Below are 17,296 nucleotides of genomic sequence, written 5' to 3'. Positions count from 1 at the left end.
GAAACTGCTCGTTGTCGTTGCGTCTTTTATTTACTTTTCCAACGCTGTTTGAACGATCCTTATTCCTCAGATAAAATCCGTACTTGGATCTCTGTCAAATAAGCTTGCTCGTTGCTAAGGGTCGTTTCGTGGATCGATCGTTCATAGAAGTAGTCATCGATTTGCCATTGGTGCGTCGCAATCAGCTGCTTGAGTTTTTGATAGAACTGCTTCAATCCTTCGTCATCCCCCTGATAAATGGCGGTTAAGTAGCAACCTGCCGGTTTCACGAAGGAAGCTCGTTGTGGTTCTTCTTGCCGCACATAAACGTAGTCGATGTCTTGCGTATCGTCTTTGTTCGTCCGAATCATAAAACCATACTCGTTATTCGAGAAAAGATAAGGCTGTGCCATCAAAAGGTCGTAGGCTTGAGTGATCATCTCTGGGATGGAGCTACCGTTTAATCTAGGACTAAGGGAGAAATATTCCTCTGGCTGTTCCTTCAAGGTGAAGGGGGAATTTTTTTCTGCAGCCAGGCGCAAATCCGCCGCTTTTCGTTCGATGATTTTTTTGATGTTGGTCAACTGCTGAATTTTTTCATCAATGGTTTGCCGCTTGGCTTCCAATAAGTTTCTCATGGTCTCGGCATCCCCCTGCAACGCTGTTTGGATCTCTTTTAAGGGCATCGATAATTCTTTCAATGACAGGATCAATCCGAGATCCAAAAGTTGATCAAGGGAATAATACCGATACCCGTTCTCGTCTTTGCTGTTTGGTTGAAATAGCCCAATCTCGTCATAATAGTGGAGTGTCCGAGGATTGATCCGCGCTAAGCGTGCCATTTCCGATACTTTTAATTTGGTTTTCATGGCGTTCCTCCTTGACTTTACAGTTACTGTAAACTTTATACTAAGGATAGTCAACTACTGGGAGGAAGATAGAATGAATAAACAAGTAACATATCGACCATTTAAACGAGAAGATCTGTCTGCGCTTGTGCAAGTAATTATTGATAGCTGGAACTACGACAAGCAATTTGACAAGATGACCGCCAAGCACTTTGCTCATGTCTTTTTGTGTTATGAACTTGCCCGTGCGACCTATTCACGTGTGGCTCTTTTAAATGGTGAAGCTGTCGGTATCTTATTAGCAGACAGTAAAAGAGGGAAGAAGCTTCATCCAATGCACTATTGGGGGAAAACGATTTGGCATGCTGGCTGCTTACTGCTTACGAAAGAAGGGAGAAATACGCTGTTGCATTATGCCAAAGAGGTGGCTGAGTTAAATCAAGCGATGTTGAAAGATTTACAAACTCCTTTTCAGACCGAAGTTGGTTTGTTTGCCGTTAGTCCCAAAACACAAGGATTGGGTGTAGGCAAGCAGCTCTTTACTTCCTTTTTAGCGATGGTCCAGCAGGAAAAAACGGCTCCGTTTTTCCTTTATACCGATACCACCTGTAATTACGGTTTTTATGAGCATATGGGCTTGAAGCGGGCAGCTGCCGTGAAACGCTGGATCAAAAAACCGATTAAGAAGGAAATCGAGTTTTATATCTATACTTCCTAAGAGTGCAGCGATGCACTCTTTTTTCATTGGCTAGTATGGTAAACTGGAAGCAAAGAAGGTCAAGGAAGCTGTTTTCGTTTTATGGAAACGGCGCTTATTTTGGTCGAAAGCGATGGCTCGATCCGCTTTCGTAAAAAGGATGGGGAATGGGAAAGGATGGTTTATTTGGAAAAAAAGCAGATAGGGTTTATTTTAAGTGATATTGATGGGACGATCTTGGATCATAAGCATCAAATCGATCTGGATTTGATTGAAGAAATCAAACGATTGAAGCAGCAAGCGGTTCCTTTTGTTTTGGCTTCCGCTCGCTCCCCGAAAGGAATGCTACCGATAGCTCAAGAGTTAGGGATAGAAGACTGGCCCTTGGCTTGTTACAACGGTGCCCTGATTGGACGATACGATCAACAGGGCACACTGGTACCGATTTTCAGTCATGAGGTCAAAAAAGCAGAAGCAAAAACTTTGGTCGCGCGCATCAAAGCTGATTTTCCTGGTGTTTCCATCAATGCCTACTCTGGTGATCAGTGGTATTGCGAAAGAGTGGACCAATGGGCACGAGCAGAAGCGGCAATCACCAAAGAGACTCCTGTGGAAACTTCATTAGAACAACTGTTGGCACAAGAAGCTTTTGAGGTTCATAAGTTTCTTTTGATCGGCACAACGGCAGAAATCCAAGCGCTTCATGCTGCCTGCCAGAACGCTGGATTTTTAGAAAGCGCCTTTTACTTATCCAAAGAGAATTATTTGGAAGTCACTCATCAAGCTGTGGGAAAAGGTAAGGCGCTAAATGAATTGGCGGCCTATTTTCAAGTGCCGCTGGCGCAAACCTTAGCGATCGGCGATAATTTTAACGACCTGCCAATGATTGCTTCAGCTGGTATTGGTGTTGCGATGGAGAATGCGCCCGAATTGGTCAAAGCAAAAGCTGATTTTGTGACGACTAGCAATACAGACCATGGGGTTGCTGATGCGTTGCGGCGATTTGTCACAGAATAGATAAAAAAACTAGGTTTTTTGAACAAATTGATTGACTTTCATTTCTACTCTCCTTAAACTTTTAGCTATACCTAAAAAGGTAAGTGTTTGTTGGAAAGAAGGAGAAAAATGAATAAGAAGATCGAGAAGACATTGACCAAATTTGCCGAGCCGTTGGGGCTCTCAGTTGATACTTCCACCGGGGTGATTTATGGAACGTATCATAGTTATAAACTTTTTTTAGTTCAAGAGAATAACAATAGTTATTCGCTAGTGGCCCATTTTTCACTTAGCAAAGATGGCGAACTTCCCAACCAAGAAGAAGTCAAAGAAGTTTTAAGTGAGTCAAAAGAGATCATCGACTGTGTGATCCAAGGATATCAAGTTGCCTATACATTACGCGGAGCGATGACTGCAGGGAAAACCGTGGACAAGTTACGTACTGCGTTGGACCAGTTGATGAATTTTTTGAAGACCAAAGGTTTCCAAAATGCTTGTACCTTCTGCGGCGCGGTCACTGAGCCGGTTTCGCTGTATGCGATTGGCGGCGCTCCCGTCATTGCCTGTGAAGCTTGCTTTAAGAAACAACAAGAAGCAGTCCTTGCGCAAGAACGGGAAAAAGGGCAGAAAAAAGAAAATTGGTTAGCTGGAACCGTGGGTGCGTTTCTTGGCTCACTGATTGGTGCTGGCGCAATTATTTTATTAGGACAACTGGGGTATGTTGCTGCATTGTCTGGGATCGCGATGGCGATCTGTGCCATCAAAGGGTATGAATTACTAGGTGGAAAACTCAGCACAAAAGGTATTATTAGTAGTATTATCGTCATGATCATCATGGTCTATGTCGGGAATCGTATTGACTGGTCGATCAGTGTAGCGAATTATTACACGGACGTTGATGTCTTCTATGCTTTCCGTATTTTACCTGATTTGATTCGTGAAGGGTATTTGGAAGCGAGTCAATATTACGGGAACTTAGGTCTGGTCTATCTCTTTACGGCGATTGGGGCGGTGCCAACTATTATCGCTGCGGTACGAGAGGGTAAAGTGACGCGTCAAAGCTACAAAATGGAGTAATCCACTTTTCTATCCAAAGATAAAAAAACACAATGCGAGATCTCTTTCGCTTTGTGTTTTTTGTTTTTGTGTCATAAATAATAACATGTAGTGTTAATGTTTATTAAAATCTTATTTACATTCAGAGTTTTGTAATAATTCTGAAAATTTTGGATTTTCATAAGGGGTAGGTAAGATGAAGAAAAAATGGGGATATGGTGTCGTCGCTGTTTGTGGAATCGTATTAGCAGGTTGCTCAACAGGAGGGACATCAAGTACAGGTGAAAGTTCAAGTGGTAGTGGGACAGCAGCTGCCGAACAAATTTTTAATGTTGTGGTTCAACAAGAAATGCCGAGTGCCGATCTATCCTTAGCCACCGATACGATCAGTTTCAGTGCTTTAAATAATGTGTATGAAGGGTTGTACCGCTTAGATGCTGATAGTAAGCCCGAACCAGCAGGTGCCGCCGAATTAGCGGAAGTCAGTGAAGATGGTCTGACCTATAAATTGAAACTACGAGAAGATGCCAAATGGTCAAATGGAGAACCAGTAACAGCAGCGGATTATGTCTTTGGCTGGCAACGCACCGTAAGTGCGGAAACAGGTTCTGAATATGCGTACTTATTTGCGCCCGTAACCAATGCCGAAGCGATAACAGCAGGTGAAAAAGATGCCTCAGAATTGGGGATCAAAGCAGTCGGTGACTATGAATTAGAAATCACGCTGACGACTCCTACACCATACTTCCAATACTTATTAGCATTCCCATCCTTCTTCCCACAAAGCCAAGCAGTCGTAGAAGACAATGGCGATCAATATGCTTCAACAAGCGACAATGCTGTTTACAATGGACCCTTTGTGTTAGCTGGCTTTGATGGTCCAGGAACCGATACAGAATGGTCATATGAAAAGAACGACCAATATTGGGATAAAGAGACGGTGAAACTTGATACGATCAATGTCAGTGTCGTAAAAGAATCATCGACCTCCTTGAATCTATTCCAGGATGGGCAAGCGGACGACGTCATCTTAACAGGAGAATTGGCACAGCAAATGGCCAATGATGAAGCATTTGTGTCAGAACCATTAGCCCGTACTTCCTATATTGAGTTGAATCAGCGAGAAGAAGATTCGCCATTCCGCAATGAGGATCTACGTAAAGCAATCTCTTATGCCATAGATCGTGATGCATTAGTGACATCGATTTTAGGTGATGGTTCATTGGCTTCCACAGGATTGATACCAAAAGGAATGACCTTTAACCCAACTGATAATACTGATTTTGTCGATGAAGCGGAAAGTGTCATTGAATACGATCAAGAAAAAGCCAAAGAACATTGGGAAAAAGCCAAAGAGGCTTTGGGAATCGATTCCTTGAGCTTTGAAATTTTGGCTTCTGATACAGATTCAACCAAAAAGGCCATTGAGTATATTCAAAGTGCGATTCAAGACACGCTGGATGGGGTGAAAGTTAGCCTAAGTCCTGTTCCTTTCTCCGTTCGTTTAGATCGTTCAAACTCAGGTGACTTTGATGTCGTCATGGGTGGTTGGGGAGCTGACTATGCTGATGCTAGTAGCTTTACTGATTTGTTTGTTACCGACAATTCCTACAACCGCGGTCGTTGGACAAGTGAGGAGTACGATGCAGCAGTGAAATCGTCTGCCACGACAAACGCTGGCAATCCAGATGCTCGCTGGCAAGATTTGTTAGATGCAGAGAAAATCATTATGGATCAACAAGGGGTCATCCCTGTGTACCAAAACGTTGAAGCTCATTTACGTGCACCAAAAGTAAAAGGGGTCGTATCACACGGTGCTGGTGCGCAATATGACTACAAGTGGGCAGTTATTGAAGAATAAGCGCCTAAAGAAGAAACTGGTTTTGCGTAAGCAAGCCAGTTTTTTTCTTGGGCTTTGTTCTTACTTACACAATGTTAGTAATGAGAGCGGATGCAATTGTTTATAAAAAAACAAAAAAAGTTGGCAAGGGATCAACGATCGACTTGCCAACCTCGTTTTTTGTTCATCTATTTCACAGAAATCCAGTGAAAGATTATTCGCTAACTGTTACGTCACCTGTTACAGAAGCGCCATCTTCGTCAAGTGTTGCTGAATCTTGGAATTCTTTTGAAGTGAATGTTACGTTACCTTCAACTTTTGCACCGTTCAATACAAAGCCGTTAGCATTCACTTCAACGTCACCTTTGATTACACCGTGAACGATGTTGAAGTTTTCTGAGTTAACGATCAATTTAGGAACAGTTACTGTGTATTCAGCTGTTACGTTGCGGTCTTCATCTTGTGAGTACAATGCAAATTTACGGTAGATATCAGCAGAGTCGTCACCTTTGTCGTGGAATTCGCCATCAACGGTTACATCGTTATCAAATGTCATGTCAGCAGTTACAGCAACGATCCAGTTACCATCTGCGCTCAATGCTTTTTCGATCACTGAAGTTTGGTCACTGATAGAAGCAGTTGAAACAACGTCATCTGATGATTCAGTTGATGCAGCAGTTGAAGCTGCTGTTGATGATGATGAGCTTGCAGCTGTATCGTTATCTGAACTACATGCAGCTAAAAGAGTGCCTCCCATAAGCAATGATGCAGCGATTAAAGTGATTTTAGTTTTTTTCATGTTTCCTTCTCCTTTGTATTCCCATAGTTTTCTTAAAAACAAAATGATTATACCATACCGAAGTGAAGTTTGTGAAACAAAAAACATAAATGAGGAGAAATTTAATAAATAGCAGTCTAGGATTAAAAAATTTTCAAAGAAACTAAGAATAAATGAATGAGACATCTCATTCACAAAGAACCCTCCATTATGGAAGAAATGCACTTCTTCTATAATGGAGGGTCATTATTACATGCGCTTTCGATCCGTCAACTGCTTGAACTTCGATACGATCAAATCCATGATGAACTGATACATAAAGGCATGTGTTTGGAAATGGGTTTGATGAGGGAAGATGATTGCTTCTTGGACAAAAGGAAGTTCCGAGATCTGTGGGTTGGCGGTGATCACGATGACTTTGGCTTTGGTTCGATCAAAGAAATCTTTTCGAGGCGTTCCATTTCGAATTTGCTGTTTCGTTAGGTAGTCACCGGAATTGGTAAAAATAATAAAAAGCGATTCTTCATCGGCAGATTTGATGATTTCTTCCTGTACGAGATCGTCTTGGAAGGTCCGAATGAACTTGCCGTTGTATGCTAGTTTGATCTGGAAATCAATAGCAGCCGATTCTGAGAATAAAATTCCAAAAGCAAAGACATTTTTATGCGAAACAATTGCTTGTGCGACCCGTTCGATGGCTGGCAGATCAAGATGATGCCGCAGATAATCGATGTCTTGTATCACTGCGTCAAAATAGGAGTCTACGCCTTCTTGCTCCAAAGCAGACAAAATATTCGAGCGATAATTTAGCGGATTGTTGAAGCGGTTCTCGATGAAAGCTGCGTTGTCTTTTAAATCACCATAGTCATCAAAGCCTAAGGTACGGGCGAATTTTGAAACGGTTGACTTTGACACATGGCAAAGAGCGGCGAATTCACCAATACTTAGAGTTTGGATCTGATCATAATGGTTGATCATGGTCAAACCGATATAGTAGTTGGTGGAATCAGTGGGTGCATTATTTAAAAGATTCAATAAACGAATGATTAAAAGGCCCATTTTCTTTCCTTTCTTGTAAGCAGTTTCCAAATTGCGAACTTTCGCAGGTGAGAGAGAAAAAACTGCTATAGTAACGCCATAAAGCGCTTTATAAATCAAACACGGGAGTGAGTCATTTGGCAAAAGATTATTCAAAACTTGCTAGTGAAATTATAGCACAGGTCGGTGGGGAACAAAATATCGTTAGCCTGTATCATTGCATCACTAGATTGCGTTTTAAGTTGAAAGATGTCGAGTTGGCACGAAAAAATAAGGATAAGATTCAGCAGCTTGATGGGGTATTGTCTGTCATTGAAGGAAATGGCCAGTTTCAAGTCGTGATCGGTAATCATGTGGCAGATGTTTTTCAAACGATCATGAGCAAGTATACGATCCAAAACGCTTTGGAAAGTGATGGAGATGCCGAAGAATCGACAGAAAAACAAGGCAATGTATTAATCAGATTCTTCAATGTATTGTCTGCGATCTTTAATCCAATCATTGTTGCGCTTGCAGGGGCAGGGATGTTGAAAGCTTTACTAGTTGTTTTTACAACCTATCATTTGATGGACGCAGAAGGAAGCACCTATAAAATATTAGCTGCTGCTGGCAATAGTGTCTTTTATTTCTTGCCTTTATTTTTAGCGATCAGTGCAGCGCGGATTTTCAAAGTCAATATGTTTATTGCTTTAGCAATCGTTGGGGCGTTGCTGGAGCCGAATTTTACAGCAATGGTGACGGAAAACGGTGTGACGGTTGATTTCTTTGGCATCCCAGCTGTGCTGATGGGGTATTCGGGTACCGTGATTCCAGCGATTGTTTCGATTTATATCTACTCGCACTTGGAACGCCTACTCAAACGGATCATTCCTAAGAGTATCGAGATTTTTGCTCTATCACTAGTAGCTCTTTTGATCATGGTGCCTTTGACTGTTTTGATCATTGGACCGGTCGGTGTAATGCTTGGGGACGGTTTAGGCAATGCCATGAACTTTATCAGCGATAAGAGTGGGCTTTTGGCTGGCTTGTTGATCGGTGGCGGTTGGACATTCTTAGTAATGATCGGGATCCATTGGGGAGTTGTACCGATCATGGTCAATAACCTAGCGGTATATGGCTATGATACGCTGCGCCCGATGATCGCAGCAGCAACATTTGCGAGTGCTGGGGTTGCATTAGGTGTATTTTTACGCTCTCGCAGAAAAGAAACCAAAGGCCTGGCGCTATCTTCCTTGCTTCCAGCATTGCTTGGAGGAATTACAGAGCCCATCGTCTATGGACTTTCGGTAAAATTTAAAAAGCCGTTGATTGCTCAAACCATCGTTGGTGCCATTGCTGGTGCGTTTATGGGCATGATGCAAACCAAGGCCATCGTCTATGTTTTTCCAGCATTGACGACATTGCCAGCTTTCTTTGGGGACACCTTTGTGTACTATTTGATCGGCATTGCCTTTGCGTTCTTCGGTACTGCTATTTTGACCTATGTATTAGGATTTGAAGAAACGCTAGAACCTGTTTTAGAAGAAGGTGCAGGGCTGCAAGTGATGACACCAGTTGCTGGTGAAGCGATCACGCTTGATGATGTCAAAGATGACGTATTTTCTTCTCGAGCAATGGGGGATGGATTAGCCGTTTATCCATCAGCCGGCGATATTTATGCGCCACTTACTGGTACGGTTGTGACAGTGTTTCCAACTGGACATGCTTTTGGGATCCAATCAGCTGCTGGGACGGAAGTGTTGGTTCATATCGGCTTAGACACGGTTGATTTAGCAAAAGGCGTGTTTGAGATTTCGGTGAAACAAGGGGATCAAGTCGTGAAGGGGCAAAAAATTGGCACCTTTGACTTAGCAAAAATTATTGAAAAAGGATATGATCCGACAACCATGTTGGTCTTTACCAGTGTGATCAAAGAAGATGCATTGACAGTTGTGGATCAAGCGAAAAAAGACGTTACCGCATTGGTAGCAAATGATTTATTAAAAGGAGCGATTTCATGAGTGTATTTCCAAAAAATTTCCTATGGGGCGGCGCAATCGCCGCAAATCAAGCCGAAGGAGCTTATTTGGAAGGAGGAAAAGGATTAAGCGTAGCAGATATTTTACCAGTTGGTGAAAAACGTATTGAGCAAGTTTCACTGCAGCTTGAGGAGGACAACTTTTATCCGAGCCATGAAGCCATCGACTTTTATCATCGGTACCCAGAAGACATTGAACTGTTTGCGGAAATGGGCTTGAAGTGTCTGCGTACCTCAATTGGTTGGAGTCGCATTTTTCCGAATGGGGATGAAACGGAACCCAATGAAGCAGGTTTACAATTTTATGATGATTTATTTGATGCCTTGAATGAAAAAGGAATCCAACCAGTTGTTACGTTAGCTCACTTTGAGACACCACTGCATTTGGTAACGAAATATGGTGGTTGGCAAAATCGTGCACTGATCGATTTTTTTGATCGGTATACAAAAGTGGTTTTCACACGCTACAAAGGGAAAGTAAAATATTGGATGACTTTCAATGAAATCAACCATACCCATACGATCCCGTTACTCGCAGCAGGTATCGATGTGTTTTCTTTCGAGACTGAAGAAGAAAAATTACAGGCACTTTATCAAGCGAGTCATAATATGTTTGTTGCAAGTGCCAAAGCAGTTCTGAATGGGAAGGCAGTAGATGAAAACAATCAGATTGGCTGTATGCTGTCACTGAGTCCGATTTACCCTGCAACGTGCAACCCGCAAGATGTTTTTGAATCGTATCAACTGCGCCGTCGTTCCTTGTTCTATAGTGATGTGCAATTGCGAGGAGCGTATCCGGAATACTTCGACCGCATCGTGAAGGATAATCATCTGTTGCTGGACATTACAGAAGAAGATCTAGCGATCATTAAAGCGGGGACCTGCGATTATTTAGGCTTTAGTTTTTACCGCAGCTCATTGCATGAAGCAGGCATGAAAATTTTAGGCAATACTGGCGGATTACTAGGGAAAAAGAATCCTTACCTAAAAGAAACTGCTTGGGGATGGCCGATCGATCCGCTGGCATTACGCTATGTTTGCAGCGAATTGACTGATCGCTATCAAAAACCATTATTTATCGTTGAAAATGGAATTGGTTTAAAGGATGTTGTCAATGAAGATGGATCGATCGTCGATGAAGAACGGATGGCCTATTTGAAAGACCATGTAGAAGCAATGGCGGAATCGATCAAAGATGGCGCAACGATTCTAGGCTATACATGGTGGGGACCGATCGATATCGTTTCTGCGGGGACAGGAGAGATGGAAAAACGATACGGCTTTATCTATGTCGATAAGCAAAATGATGGTAGCGGAGATCTTTCCCGCAAGAAAAAAGCTAGTTTTGCGTATTATCAGCAAGTGATCGCCACGAATGGGGAAGCGTTGGCGTACGAATCATTTTTGAAAGGCGGCAAGTAAAATGAAAAGTTATTTTCCAAAAGATTTCCTCTGGGGAGGAGCAACAGCTGCCAACCAAGTTGAAGGAGGTTCTGGAATCGATGGAAAAGGCTTGTCGGTTTCTGATGTCTATCTATTCGATTCCTCAATGCCGAAAGAACGATGGACGGACCAATGGCATATGATGACTCATCAGCAAGTTGCAGAAGCACAGGAACCAAACAGCACGAAATACTATCCGAAAAGACAGGGAATCGATTTTTATCATCACTTTAAAGAAGATATTCGTTTATTTGCTGAGATGGGCTTCAAAGCCTATCGGATGTCAATTGCCTGGACACGGATCTTTCCAAAGGGGGATGAGGTAGAGCCAAACGAAGCTGGATTGGCATTTTACGACGTAGTCTTTGATGAGTGTTTGAAGTATGGGATCGAACCAGTGGTATCACTATCCCATTATGAGATGCCTTTGTATTTAGTGACTGAGTATGGAGGATGGCCAAACCGGCAAGTGATCGACTTTTATGTCCGTTTTGCCAAGACGGTGATTGAGCGATACCAAAAGAAAGTCAAATACTGGGTGACTTTTAATGAAATCAATTGTGTCAAACACCATCCATATGTTAGTGTCGGGATCATTGAAGAAGGTCATCCTAATATTGAACAAGACAAGTACCAAGGGGCGCACCATCAATTTGTCGCCAGCGCAATCGTGACTGACTATTGCCATCGATTGATTCCGGATGCCAAGGTCGGCTGTATGATCAGCTATCAATTATTAACGCCGTACAGCTGTGATCCAGACGATGTTCAAAAAACAGTCGAAAGTCAACGAACCTCACTCTTTTTCAGTGATGTGCAGGCAAGAGGCTATTATCCAGCATATGCCAACCGCATGTTTGAAGAAAAAGGAGTGGAATTGGTGATCGAACCAGGAGATTTAGAAGTCATCCGGGAAAACCCTGTGGATTTTGTTTCCTTTAGTTACTATATGTCCAGTGCAGTCAGCGCGCATCCAGAACGCTTGGAAAGTGCTGTCGGGAATTTGATTACTGGTGGGATCAAAAACCCCTATTTGCCAAGCAGTAAATGGGGCTGGCAGATCGATCCCAAAGGGTTGCGAACCGCATTGAATCAACTCTATGACCGCTACCAAAAACCTTTGTTTATTGCCGAAAACGGTTTGGGAGCAGAGGATGTCGTAAACGAAGATGGTAAGATCGATGATTTTTATCGAATCGACTATCTGCGTCAGCATATTGAACAAATCAATGAAGCCTTGCATGATGGCATCGAGGTCTTTGGCTATACGGCATGGGGGTGCATCGATATCATCAGTGCTTCGACCTCACAAATGTCGAAACGCTATGGTTTTATCTATGTCGACCAAGACGATGAAGGCAATGGCACTAAGAAACGCATCAAGAAAGCGTCATTTGATTGGTACAAAAAAGTAATTGCTTCAAACGGCGCAACTCTTTGATTTTTGATTCTTCCAGATAAAGCAATTGCTAGGCTTAATCATAAGGTTTCTTAACAATTTCGCTTTTTATCAAGAAAAAAGCCCAACTTTATTTGCTATTTTATTTTAACCGTGCTATGATGAAAAGGTAAAGTTCTGATATGTTAATACTTGTTTATCTTTTCTATTGATACACACTTCAATTACACATCATTTTCTATTACAAACAAATAAACACAGTCGATGTGTAATATGGAGGTATACGTTTATGAATAACGGTACAGTAAAATGGTTTAATGCAGATAAAGGTTTTGGATTTATTACAGGTGAAGACGGCAATGATGTATTTGCTCACTTCTCAGCTATCCAAGGCGACGGCTTCAAAACTTTAGAAGAAGGTCAAGCAGTGACTTTCGACGTTGAAGAAGGCCAACGTGGCTTACAAGCAACAAACATCGTTAAAGGTTAATTGACGTTAACAAGCGAGAATCCATTGGGTTCTCGCTTTTTTTTTGTTTTATTTTATATAAATATTGAAATGGATCGGGTTTTGATTACCTGCTACAAGAGAATAGTTGCAGGTTTTGAGTACCTGACATGGTAAATAGTACATCTTTGATTTCACTATTCAACTAGCCCTAAGCGTTGCGTTAATCTTACCCATGATTTCTCATTCGATGATAAGCGTATAAAAAGAAAGAGGGGCTGTATACCGTATTCGATAAATAAATGCCGTTCAAAGTAAATGAAAAAGTGAGTGAACAGGTTTAGTAACATCGCTATCAATAAAAGCAATGATCGCTCGTGATTCAAATGGCATGTCTCATTTGAATGGAATAAAGAAACAGGTACAATGGAAAATGCCACGATTCAATATATGGTCCCCCGTACTTATACAAGAGTAATTGATGTGAAAGATCGATCATTCTTATTCGTTTCATCGATATTGTCTTGAATCAATTGTAAAAGTAGAATATATTGATACAAATTAGCTGCTTTTTTATTGCAGATGGGAACAAAGATGATTACCTATCGAGGGGGGGATTTATATGAAGCCAAAAGAAATACTTTGCCAATGGGTTGATGCGTTTAATCAGGCAGATGTAGAAAGTATTTCAGAATTATATGATGACAATGCAATCAATCATCAGGTTGCCAATGAGCCAGTTATTGGGAAAGAAGCGATAAAGCAGATGTTTGAGCAAGATTTTTCTAACGCAAAAATGGTTTGTATCGTGGAGAATATTTTCGAAGATGGACAATGGGCAATTTTAGAGTGGCGTGACCCTTTAGGTTTGAGAGGCTGCGGTTTTTTTCAAATAATAAATGATAAAATTTTATTTCAAAGAGGCTACTGGGATAAATTATCTTTTTTAAAACAGCACGACTTACCTATTGAATAAAAGGAATTCCTTTATACGAATGGTTAGCAGATATGCATGACAGGAAGGTTAATCGCTTCACGTAAAATTCTTAAAGGGCAACACTGTATGAAAACAAAGCTTTTTGTTTAAGTAATGTTTAAGAATAAGTACGTTTTCTTCCATTTGCACTCTGTCTCATGGTATAGTTATTGATAAGCGACAAATATTTTTGTACCACACGTTACTTGTTTTGAAGAAATTTATTCAAACCTGGCGTAACTTCAGAGTTACAAGGATACAATAGAGGTTAGGGATTGTATCGTTTAAATGAGAAATAAATAATAGTAGTAATAGTATGCTGCACTTTCAAAGAATAAATATTGACTCGTCAGATAGCCTTCTCGTTTACCCAAACGAGAGGGCTATCGTTCATTAGAAAAGAAAAAGTGTCTTTTTCCTAAAAGAAAGGAAGAAGACACTTTTTGGCTTTATTCTGCTGTGAGGGGGATCGTCAGCTTGCGATCATCGGTTTGATCGTCCAGCATTGAATCGACATATTGCTTCAAAAAGTAAGAATAGGTCGCTAACCACTGATACTCCTCGGAATCTTTGATGGCAGCTATTTTCTCGGCTGAGTAAGTATCATTGCCAGTAAAAAGGGCAGTGTTCAGCTTCGTGACAAACGTGCAAAGTTGTGTGATCTGGGCATCTGACAGTTCAGACACGGCGGACAATTGGTCGCGAACCAGTTGGTCGGTATCATTTTCAAAAACACTCTTCTGGTAGTTTTGATAGTCCAGCAACTGTTCATCAGTTTGCTTCGTTTCAGCCGCCCAAGCATCGAGATCAATTTGACGAGCTTCATAGTCGATTTCCTTTTCAGAAAGAGAAAGGACGCCGTAGCCTAATTCTGCTGTTGAATAAGACCCAGTGACTGCTTCATAAAGCGAACCATTCCCTTCGTTAATGTCTTGAATGTGGATATGACCAGAGAAAACGGCTGGCACGTTGAAACGGTCCAACAAAGCGACAGTTTCGGAGGCATTATCGAGAACATAACCGTCTTGTAACAATTTATTATGACCAAACAAGTTATGGTGTAAAAAGACCAGTGGTACTTGCTCTGCTTCTTTTGTCAGGGTTAATTGCTCCTCCAACCAAGTTAGAGTAGCTGGTTTCAACTCACCATTCGTTGTAGGATCATCCCAATTAACCTCAGAATCGTAGATACATGAATCTAGTAAAAAGAGGCGATACTTGTCATTTAACTGAATGCTGTAGCTAAGGGAAGACTTGTCGATACTGTTGGCTTTTTCGTAACCTTCAGCAAAAATCGTTTGAAAATCCTCAGGACTGATTTGATCGGCATAGTATTCCTTTTCACCTTGAAATGCTCGCGCCCAACCATTGTAAATCTCGTGGTTACCAGGTAATGCGAAAACCATAATGTCAGCTTCTTGCAATGGTGCAAGCAATCTTGCCAACTCTTGAGCACTTGCTTTCTCGCCATTGAGCGTCATATCACCAGTCAAAATAATTCCCGTGGGTTTCTCTTTTAAGGCTTGAGCGGTGAAGGCCTCGATTGATTGTTCTTGATACGTCATCTCTTTGCCAGCAGCTCCTTTTGTGAAGGTCTGAAAGGCTTCGCCATTATCATGGAGCGTGGAGGAAAGAAAATGAATATCACTTAAGAGCCAAAACTCACTGTTGCTTGCCTGTTGCAATGGAGTATCGGCTTCATGCACCTTACGAAATTGAAAGAATAACAGGAAACAGGTGACTAAAAGTGTAAGAAGTGCCAATGGCCAAAACCATTTTTTGTGTGTACGAATCGCGATTCCCTCCTCGCTTGTTTTATTTATTATAGAAAGGAATAGGGATCTTGTCACATAAATGGTCTTTTTTTGAATGATTTCTTGTTTTCATAGTTTTTCTTATCAAAAAAAGTGTGATCGAGCTTTAAACCTTGATGAATTAGTCTTTTTTTGAATAAAGATAACATGAATTGATTTTATTTCAGATGATGAAAATGAAAAGAAAATCCGATTATTTATTCAGAAACATTGATTTAAAGGTCTTTAATTGTCCTGTTATTTATCGCTGAGATAAAGGGAGTGTTAGATTGAAACATTTTTGTAACATTTCCTTTATCTGTGTGTCATATCATTATGGTAGAATTCATTTGTCGTTAAATCGAACATTAAACTTTCTTAGACAAAATTAAGTTTTTATAAAGGCAGTTCATCTGTCAAATCAACCAGCTAGTCGGAGGAAAAACGAGTGAAGAATAGTTTGTTATCAGCATTAATGGTGTGTTCACTAACATTAACCGCAGTTGCAGCACCTGCATTAGCATTTGCAGATTCCATTGATGATCAAATCGAGCAGCAAGACCAAAAAATCAATTCTCTTAAAGGTCAGCAAGCTGACGCCCAATCACAGATCGATTCTCTAGAAGCAGAAATTGAAACAGTGAGTGCAAAAGTTGCTTCATTAGAAGCAAAACAAGTTGAGTTAGGTCAAGAAGCTGAGAAATTGCAAGACAAAATCGCAACATTGAAATTGCGTATTGCCAAACGTGAAGAAGCAATCCAAAAGCAAGCCCGTGATGTACAAGTTAACGGTCAAAGCACCAATTTCATTGATGCTGTTTTAGAAGCAGACTCTTTAACGGATGTTATCGGTCGCGTCCAAGCGATGACAACGATCGTCAATGCAAACAATGATTTAGTTGAACAACAAAAACAAGACAAACAAGATGTTGAAGACAAAGTCAAAGAAAACGAAAGCAAGATCCAAGAAGTTGCTGCAAACCAAGCAGAACTTAGCCAACAAAAAGATGCCATTGCAGCAAAACAAGCTGATTTAAATGTCTTGAAAGCAAACTTAGCAGCTGAACAAGCAACTGCTGAAAAAGACAAAGATGCATTGAACAAGAAAAAACAAGAAGCAGAAGCTGAAAAAGCCCGTGTCTTGAAAGAACAACAAGAAGCTGCTGCTGCTCAAAAAGCAGAAGAAGAAAGACAAGCCGCTGCTTTGAAAGAAGCGCAAGAAGCTGCTGCTCAATCAACGGAGAGCACAACAGAGAATACAACTGCTTCTACTGAAACAGCAACAAGTAGTTCTTCTAGCAACACAAGCTCAAGCAGCAATACCAGCAGTTCTAATAGCTCAAGTTCATCGAACGCAGGCTCTTCAAACACTGGTTCAAGCAATTCAAGTTCAAATAACTCAGGTTCAAACTCTTCATCAAACAATAATTCTACCGGAAGTACTTCTACTGGTGGCGGAAAAGATCATTCAAGCTCAGGTAACATGTATGCTTGGGGTCAATGTACTTGGTACGTGAAAAGCCGTGCTCCTTGGGTAGGTACTTACTGGGGGAATGGTGCACAGTGGGGTGCGTCAGCTGCAGCTGATGGATACACTGTCAATGGTACACCAGCAGCCGGTGCCGTTGTAGTCTTTGCCGCTGGTCAATCAGTTGGTGGCGTTTGGACTGCTGATCCAACTTATGGTCACGTAGCCTATGTTGAATCATACAACCCATCAAACAATACGATCACGATCTCTCAAGGCGGAATGGGCTTTGACAGTCCTGGTGGACCAAACACTGCAACATTGAGCGCATCTGGATATACTTACATCCATCGCTAATCAAATCAAAAGCAAAGCATCAACGCAATCGCGTTGATGCTTTTTTATTTGATCGATAGCATTTTCAGTTCTTGATCAGTTAGGTGAGAGAATTACCCAGAGAGGCAAGACAGGGTTCTCTCAAATCTTATCAAGATTCTATAGAAGATAGGAGGTTTCTCGT

At 41.4% G+C, this 17,296-nt stretch carries 14 protein-coding genes; 10 read left to right on the top strand and 4 right to left on the bottom strand.

Going from position 1 to position 17,296, the window contains the following annotated elements:
• Nucleotides 1-59 precede the first annotated feature (59 nt).
• Complete coding sequence (locus tag A5870_RS12525) at nt 60-848, bottom strand: MerR family transcriptional regulator (protein WP_086293147.1); 789 nt, start codon at nt 846-848, stop codon at nt 60-62.
• 73 nt (nt 849-921) lie between these two features.
• Here A5870_RS12525 and A5870_RS12520 point away from each other — a divergent pair, with 73 nt between their 5' ends.
• From A5870_RS12520 to A5870_RS12505, 4 genes are all read left to right on the top strand, one after another.
• Nucleotides 922-1,545 (top strand): GNAT family N-acetyltransferase, encoded by a 624-nt coding sequence (locus A5870_RS12520; RefSeq protein WP_086293145.1) that lies wholly within the window; start codon nt 922-924, stop codon nt 1,543-1,545.
• Nucleotides 1,546-1,701: 156 nt separating this feature from the next.
• The gene (locus tag A5870_RS12515; RefSeq protein ID WP_170924111.1) at nt 1,702-2,541 is read left to right on the top strand and encodes a Cof-type HAD-IIB family hydrolase; all 840 of its coding nucleotides are present in this window, start codon (nt 1,702-1,704) and stop codon (nt 2,539-2,541) included.
• Between the two features lie 108 nt (nt 2,542-2,649).
• On the top strand, nt 2,650-3,597 hold the full coding sequence (locus tag A5870_RS12510; protein WP_086293141.1) for a hypothetical protein: 948 nt from the start codon (nt 2,650-2,652) through the stop codon (nt 3,595-3,597).
• Between the two features lie 175 nt (nt 3,598-3,772).
• Nucleotides 3,773-5,437: a peptide ABC transporter substrate-binding protein gene (locus tag A5870_RS12505; RefSeq protein WP_081118380.1), complete on the top strand. Its 1,665-nt coding sequence runs from the start codon at nt 3,773-3,775 to the stop codon at nt 5,435-5,437.
• A gap of 193 nt (nt 5,438-5,630) precedes the next feature.
• On the opposite strand, the gene A5870_RS12500 is transcribed toward A5870_RS12505, so the two are convergent.
• Both A5870_RS12500 and A5870_RS12495 read right to left on the bottom strand, forming a co-directional pair.
• Nucleotides 5,631-6,215 (bottom strand): polymer-forming cytoskeletal protein, encoded by a 585-nt coding sequence (locus A5870_RS12500; RefSeq protein ID WP_086293139.1) that lies wholly within the window; start codon nt 6,213-6,215, stop codon nt 5,631-5,633.
• A 228-nt stretch (nt 6,216-6,443) separates the two neighbouring features.
• A complete protein-coding gene (locus tag A5870_RS12495) occupies nt 6,444-7,253 on the bottom strand; it encodes a MurR/RpiR family transcriptional regulator (protein ID WP_086293137.1) in 810 nt (269 codons plus the stop codon).
• Nucleotides 7,254-7,360: 107 nt separating this feature from the next.
• On the opposite strand from A5870_RS12495, the gene A5870_RS12490 reads away from it, so the two are divergent.
• The 5 genes from A5870_RS12490 (at nt 7,361) to A5870_RS12470 (ending at nt 13,515) form a co-directional block, all read left to right on the top strand.
• Nucleotides 7,361-9,232 carry a beta-glucoside-specific PTS transporter subunit IIABC gene (locus A5870_RS12490; RefSeq protein ID WP_086293135.1) on the top strand — a complete coding sequence of 624 codons (1,872 nt, stop codon included), beginning with the start codon at nt 7,361-7,363 and terminating at the stop codon, nt 9,230-9,232.
• The gene (locus tag A5870_RS12485; protein WP_086293133.1) at nt 9,229-10,671 is read left to right on the top strand and encodes a glycoside hydrolase family 1 protein; all 1,443 of its coding nucleotides are present in this window, start codon (nt 9,229-9,231) and stop codon (nt 10,669-10,671) included. Before A5870_RS12490 ends, A5870_RS12485 begins: the two co-directional genes overlap by 4 nt.
• 1 nt (nt 10,672) lies before the next feature.
• Complete coding sequence (locus tag A5870_RS12480; RefSeq protein ID WP_086293131.1) at nt 10,673-12,133, top strand: glycoside hydrolase family 1 protein; 1,461 nt, start codon at nt 10,673-10,675, stop codon at nt 12,131-12,133.
• Between the two features lie 247 nt (nt 12,134-12,380).
• On the top strand, nt 12,381-12,581 hold the full coding sequence (locus tag A5870_RS12475) for a cold-shock protein (protein ID WP_005225331.1): 201 nt from the start codon (nt 12,381-12,383) through the stop codon (nt 12,579-12,581).
• Between the two features lie 580 nt (nt 12,582-13,161).
• Entirely contained in the window at nt 13,162-13,515 is a 354-nt protein-coding gene (locus tag A5870_RS12470; RefSeq protein ID WP_086293129.1) for a nuclear transport factor 2 family protein, read from the top strand.
• A gap of 449 nt (nt 13,516-13,964) precedes the next feature.
• Here the strand turns inward: A5870_RS12470 and A5870_RS12465 are convergent, their stop codons facing one another.
• The gene (locus A5870_RS12465) at nt 13,965-15,365 is read right to left on the bottom strand and encodes a metallophosphoesterase (protein WP_086293127.1); all 1,401 of its coding nucleotides are present in this window, start codon (nt 15,363-15,365) and stop codon (nt 13,965-13,967) included.
• 391 nt (nt 15,366-15,756) lie between these two features.
• On the opposite strand from A5870_RS12465, the gene A5870_RS12460 reads away from it, so the two are divergent.
• Entirely contained in the window at nt 15,757-17,133 is a 1,377-nt protein-coding gene (locus A5870_RS12460) for a CHAP domain-containing protein (RefSeq protein WP_252086069.1), read from the top strand.
• The last annotated feature ends 163 nt before the right edge of the window (nt 17,134-17,296 follow it).

This window comes from Enterococcus sp. 2G9_DIV0600 (assembly GCF_002140615.1).
Taxonomy (GTDB): Bacteria; Bacillota; Bacilli; order Lactobacillales; family Enterococcaceae; genus Enterococcus_D; species Enterococcus_D innesii.
This window is presented reverse-complemented; position numbering and strand designations above follow the sequence as displayed.

Excerpts from the sequence above, each read along its gene's own strand:
- A5870_RS12525 (WP_086293147.1), bottom strand. The coding sequence starts at position 848 with ATGAAAACCAAATTAAAAGTATCGGAAATGGCACGCTTAGCGCGGATC.
- A5870_RS12520 (WP_086293145.1), top strand. The coding sequence starts at position 922 with ATGAATAAACAAGTAACATATCGACCATTTAAACGAGAAGATCTGTCT.
- A5870_RS12515 (WP_170924111.1), top strand. The coding sequence starts at position 1,702 with ATGGTTTATTTGGAAAAAAAGCAGATAGGGTTTATTTTAAGTGATATT.
- A5870_RS12510 (WP_086293141.1), top strand. The coding sequence starts at position 2,650 with ATGAATAAGAAGATCGAGAAGACATTGACCAAATTTGCCGAGCCGTTG.
- A5870_RS12505 (WP_081118380.1), top strand. The coding sequence starts at position 3,773 with ATGAAGAAAAAATGGGGATATGGTGTCGTCGCTGTTTGTGGAATCGTA.
- A5870_RS12500 (WP_086293139.1), bottom strand. The coding sequence starts at position 6,215 with ATGAAAAAAACTAAAATCACTTTAATCGCTGCATCATTGCTTATGGGA.
- A5870_RS12495 (WP_086293137.1), bottom strand. The coding sequence starts at position 7,253 with ATGGGCCTTTTAATCATTCGTTTATTGAATCTTTTAAATAATGCACCC.
- A5870_RS12485 (WP_086293133.1), top strand. The coding sequence starts at position 9,229 with ATGAGTGTATTTCCAAAAAATTTCCTATGGGGCGGCGCAATCGCCGCA.
- A5870_RS12480 (WP_086293131.1), top strand. The coding sequence starts at position 10,673 with ATGAAAAGTTATTTTCCAAAAGATTTCCTCTGGGGAGGAGCAACAGCT.
- A5870_RS12475 (WP_005225331.1), top strand. The coding sequence starts at position 12,381 with ATGAATAACGGTACAGTAAAATGGTTTAATGCAGATAAAGGTTTTGGA.
- A5870_RS12470 (WP_086293129.1), top strand. The coding sequence starts at position 13,162 with ATGAAGCCAAAAGAAATACTTTGCCAATGGGTTGATGCGTTTAATCAG.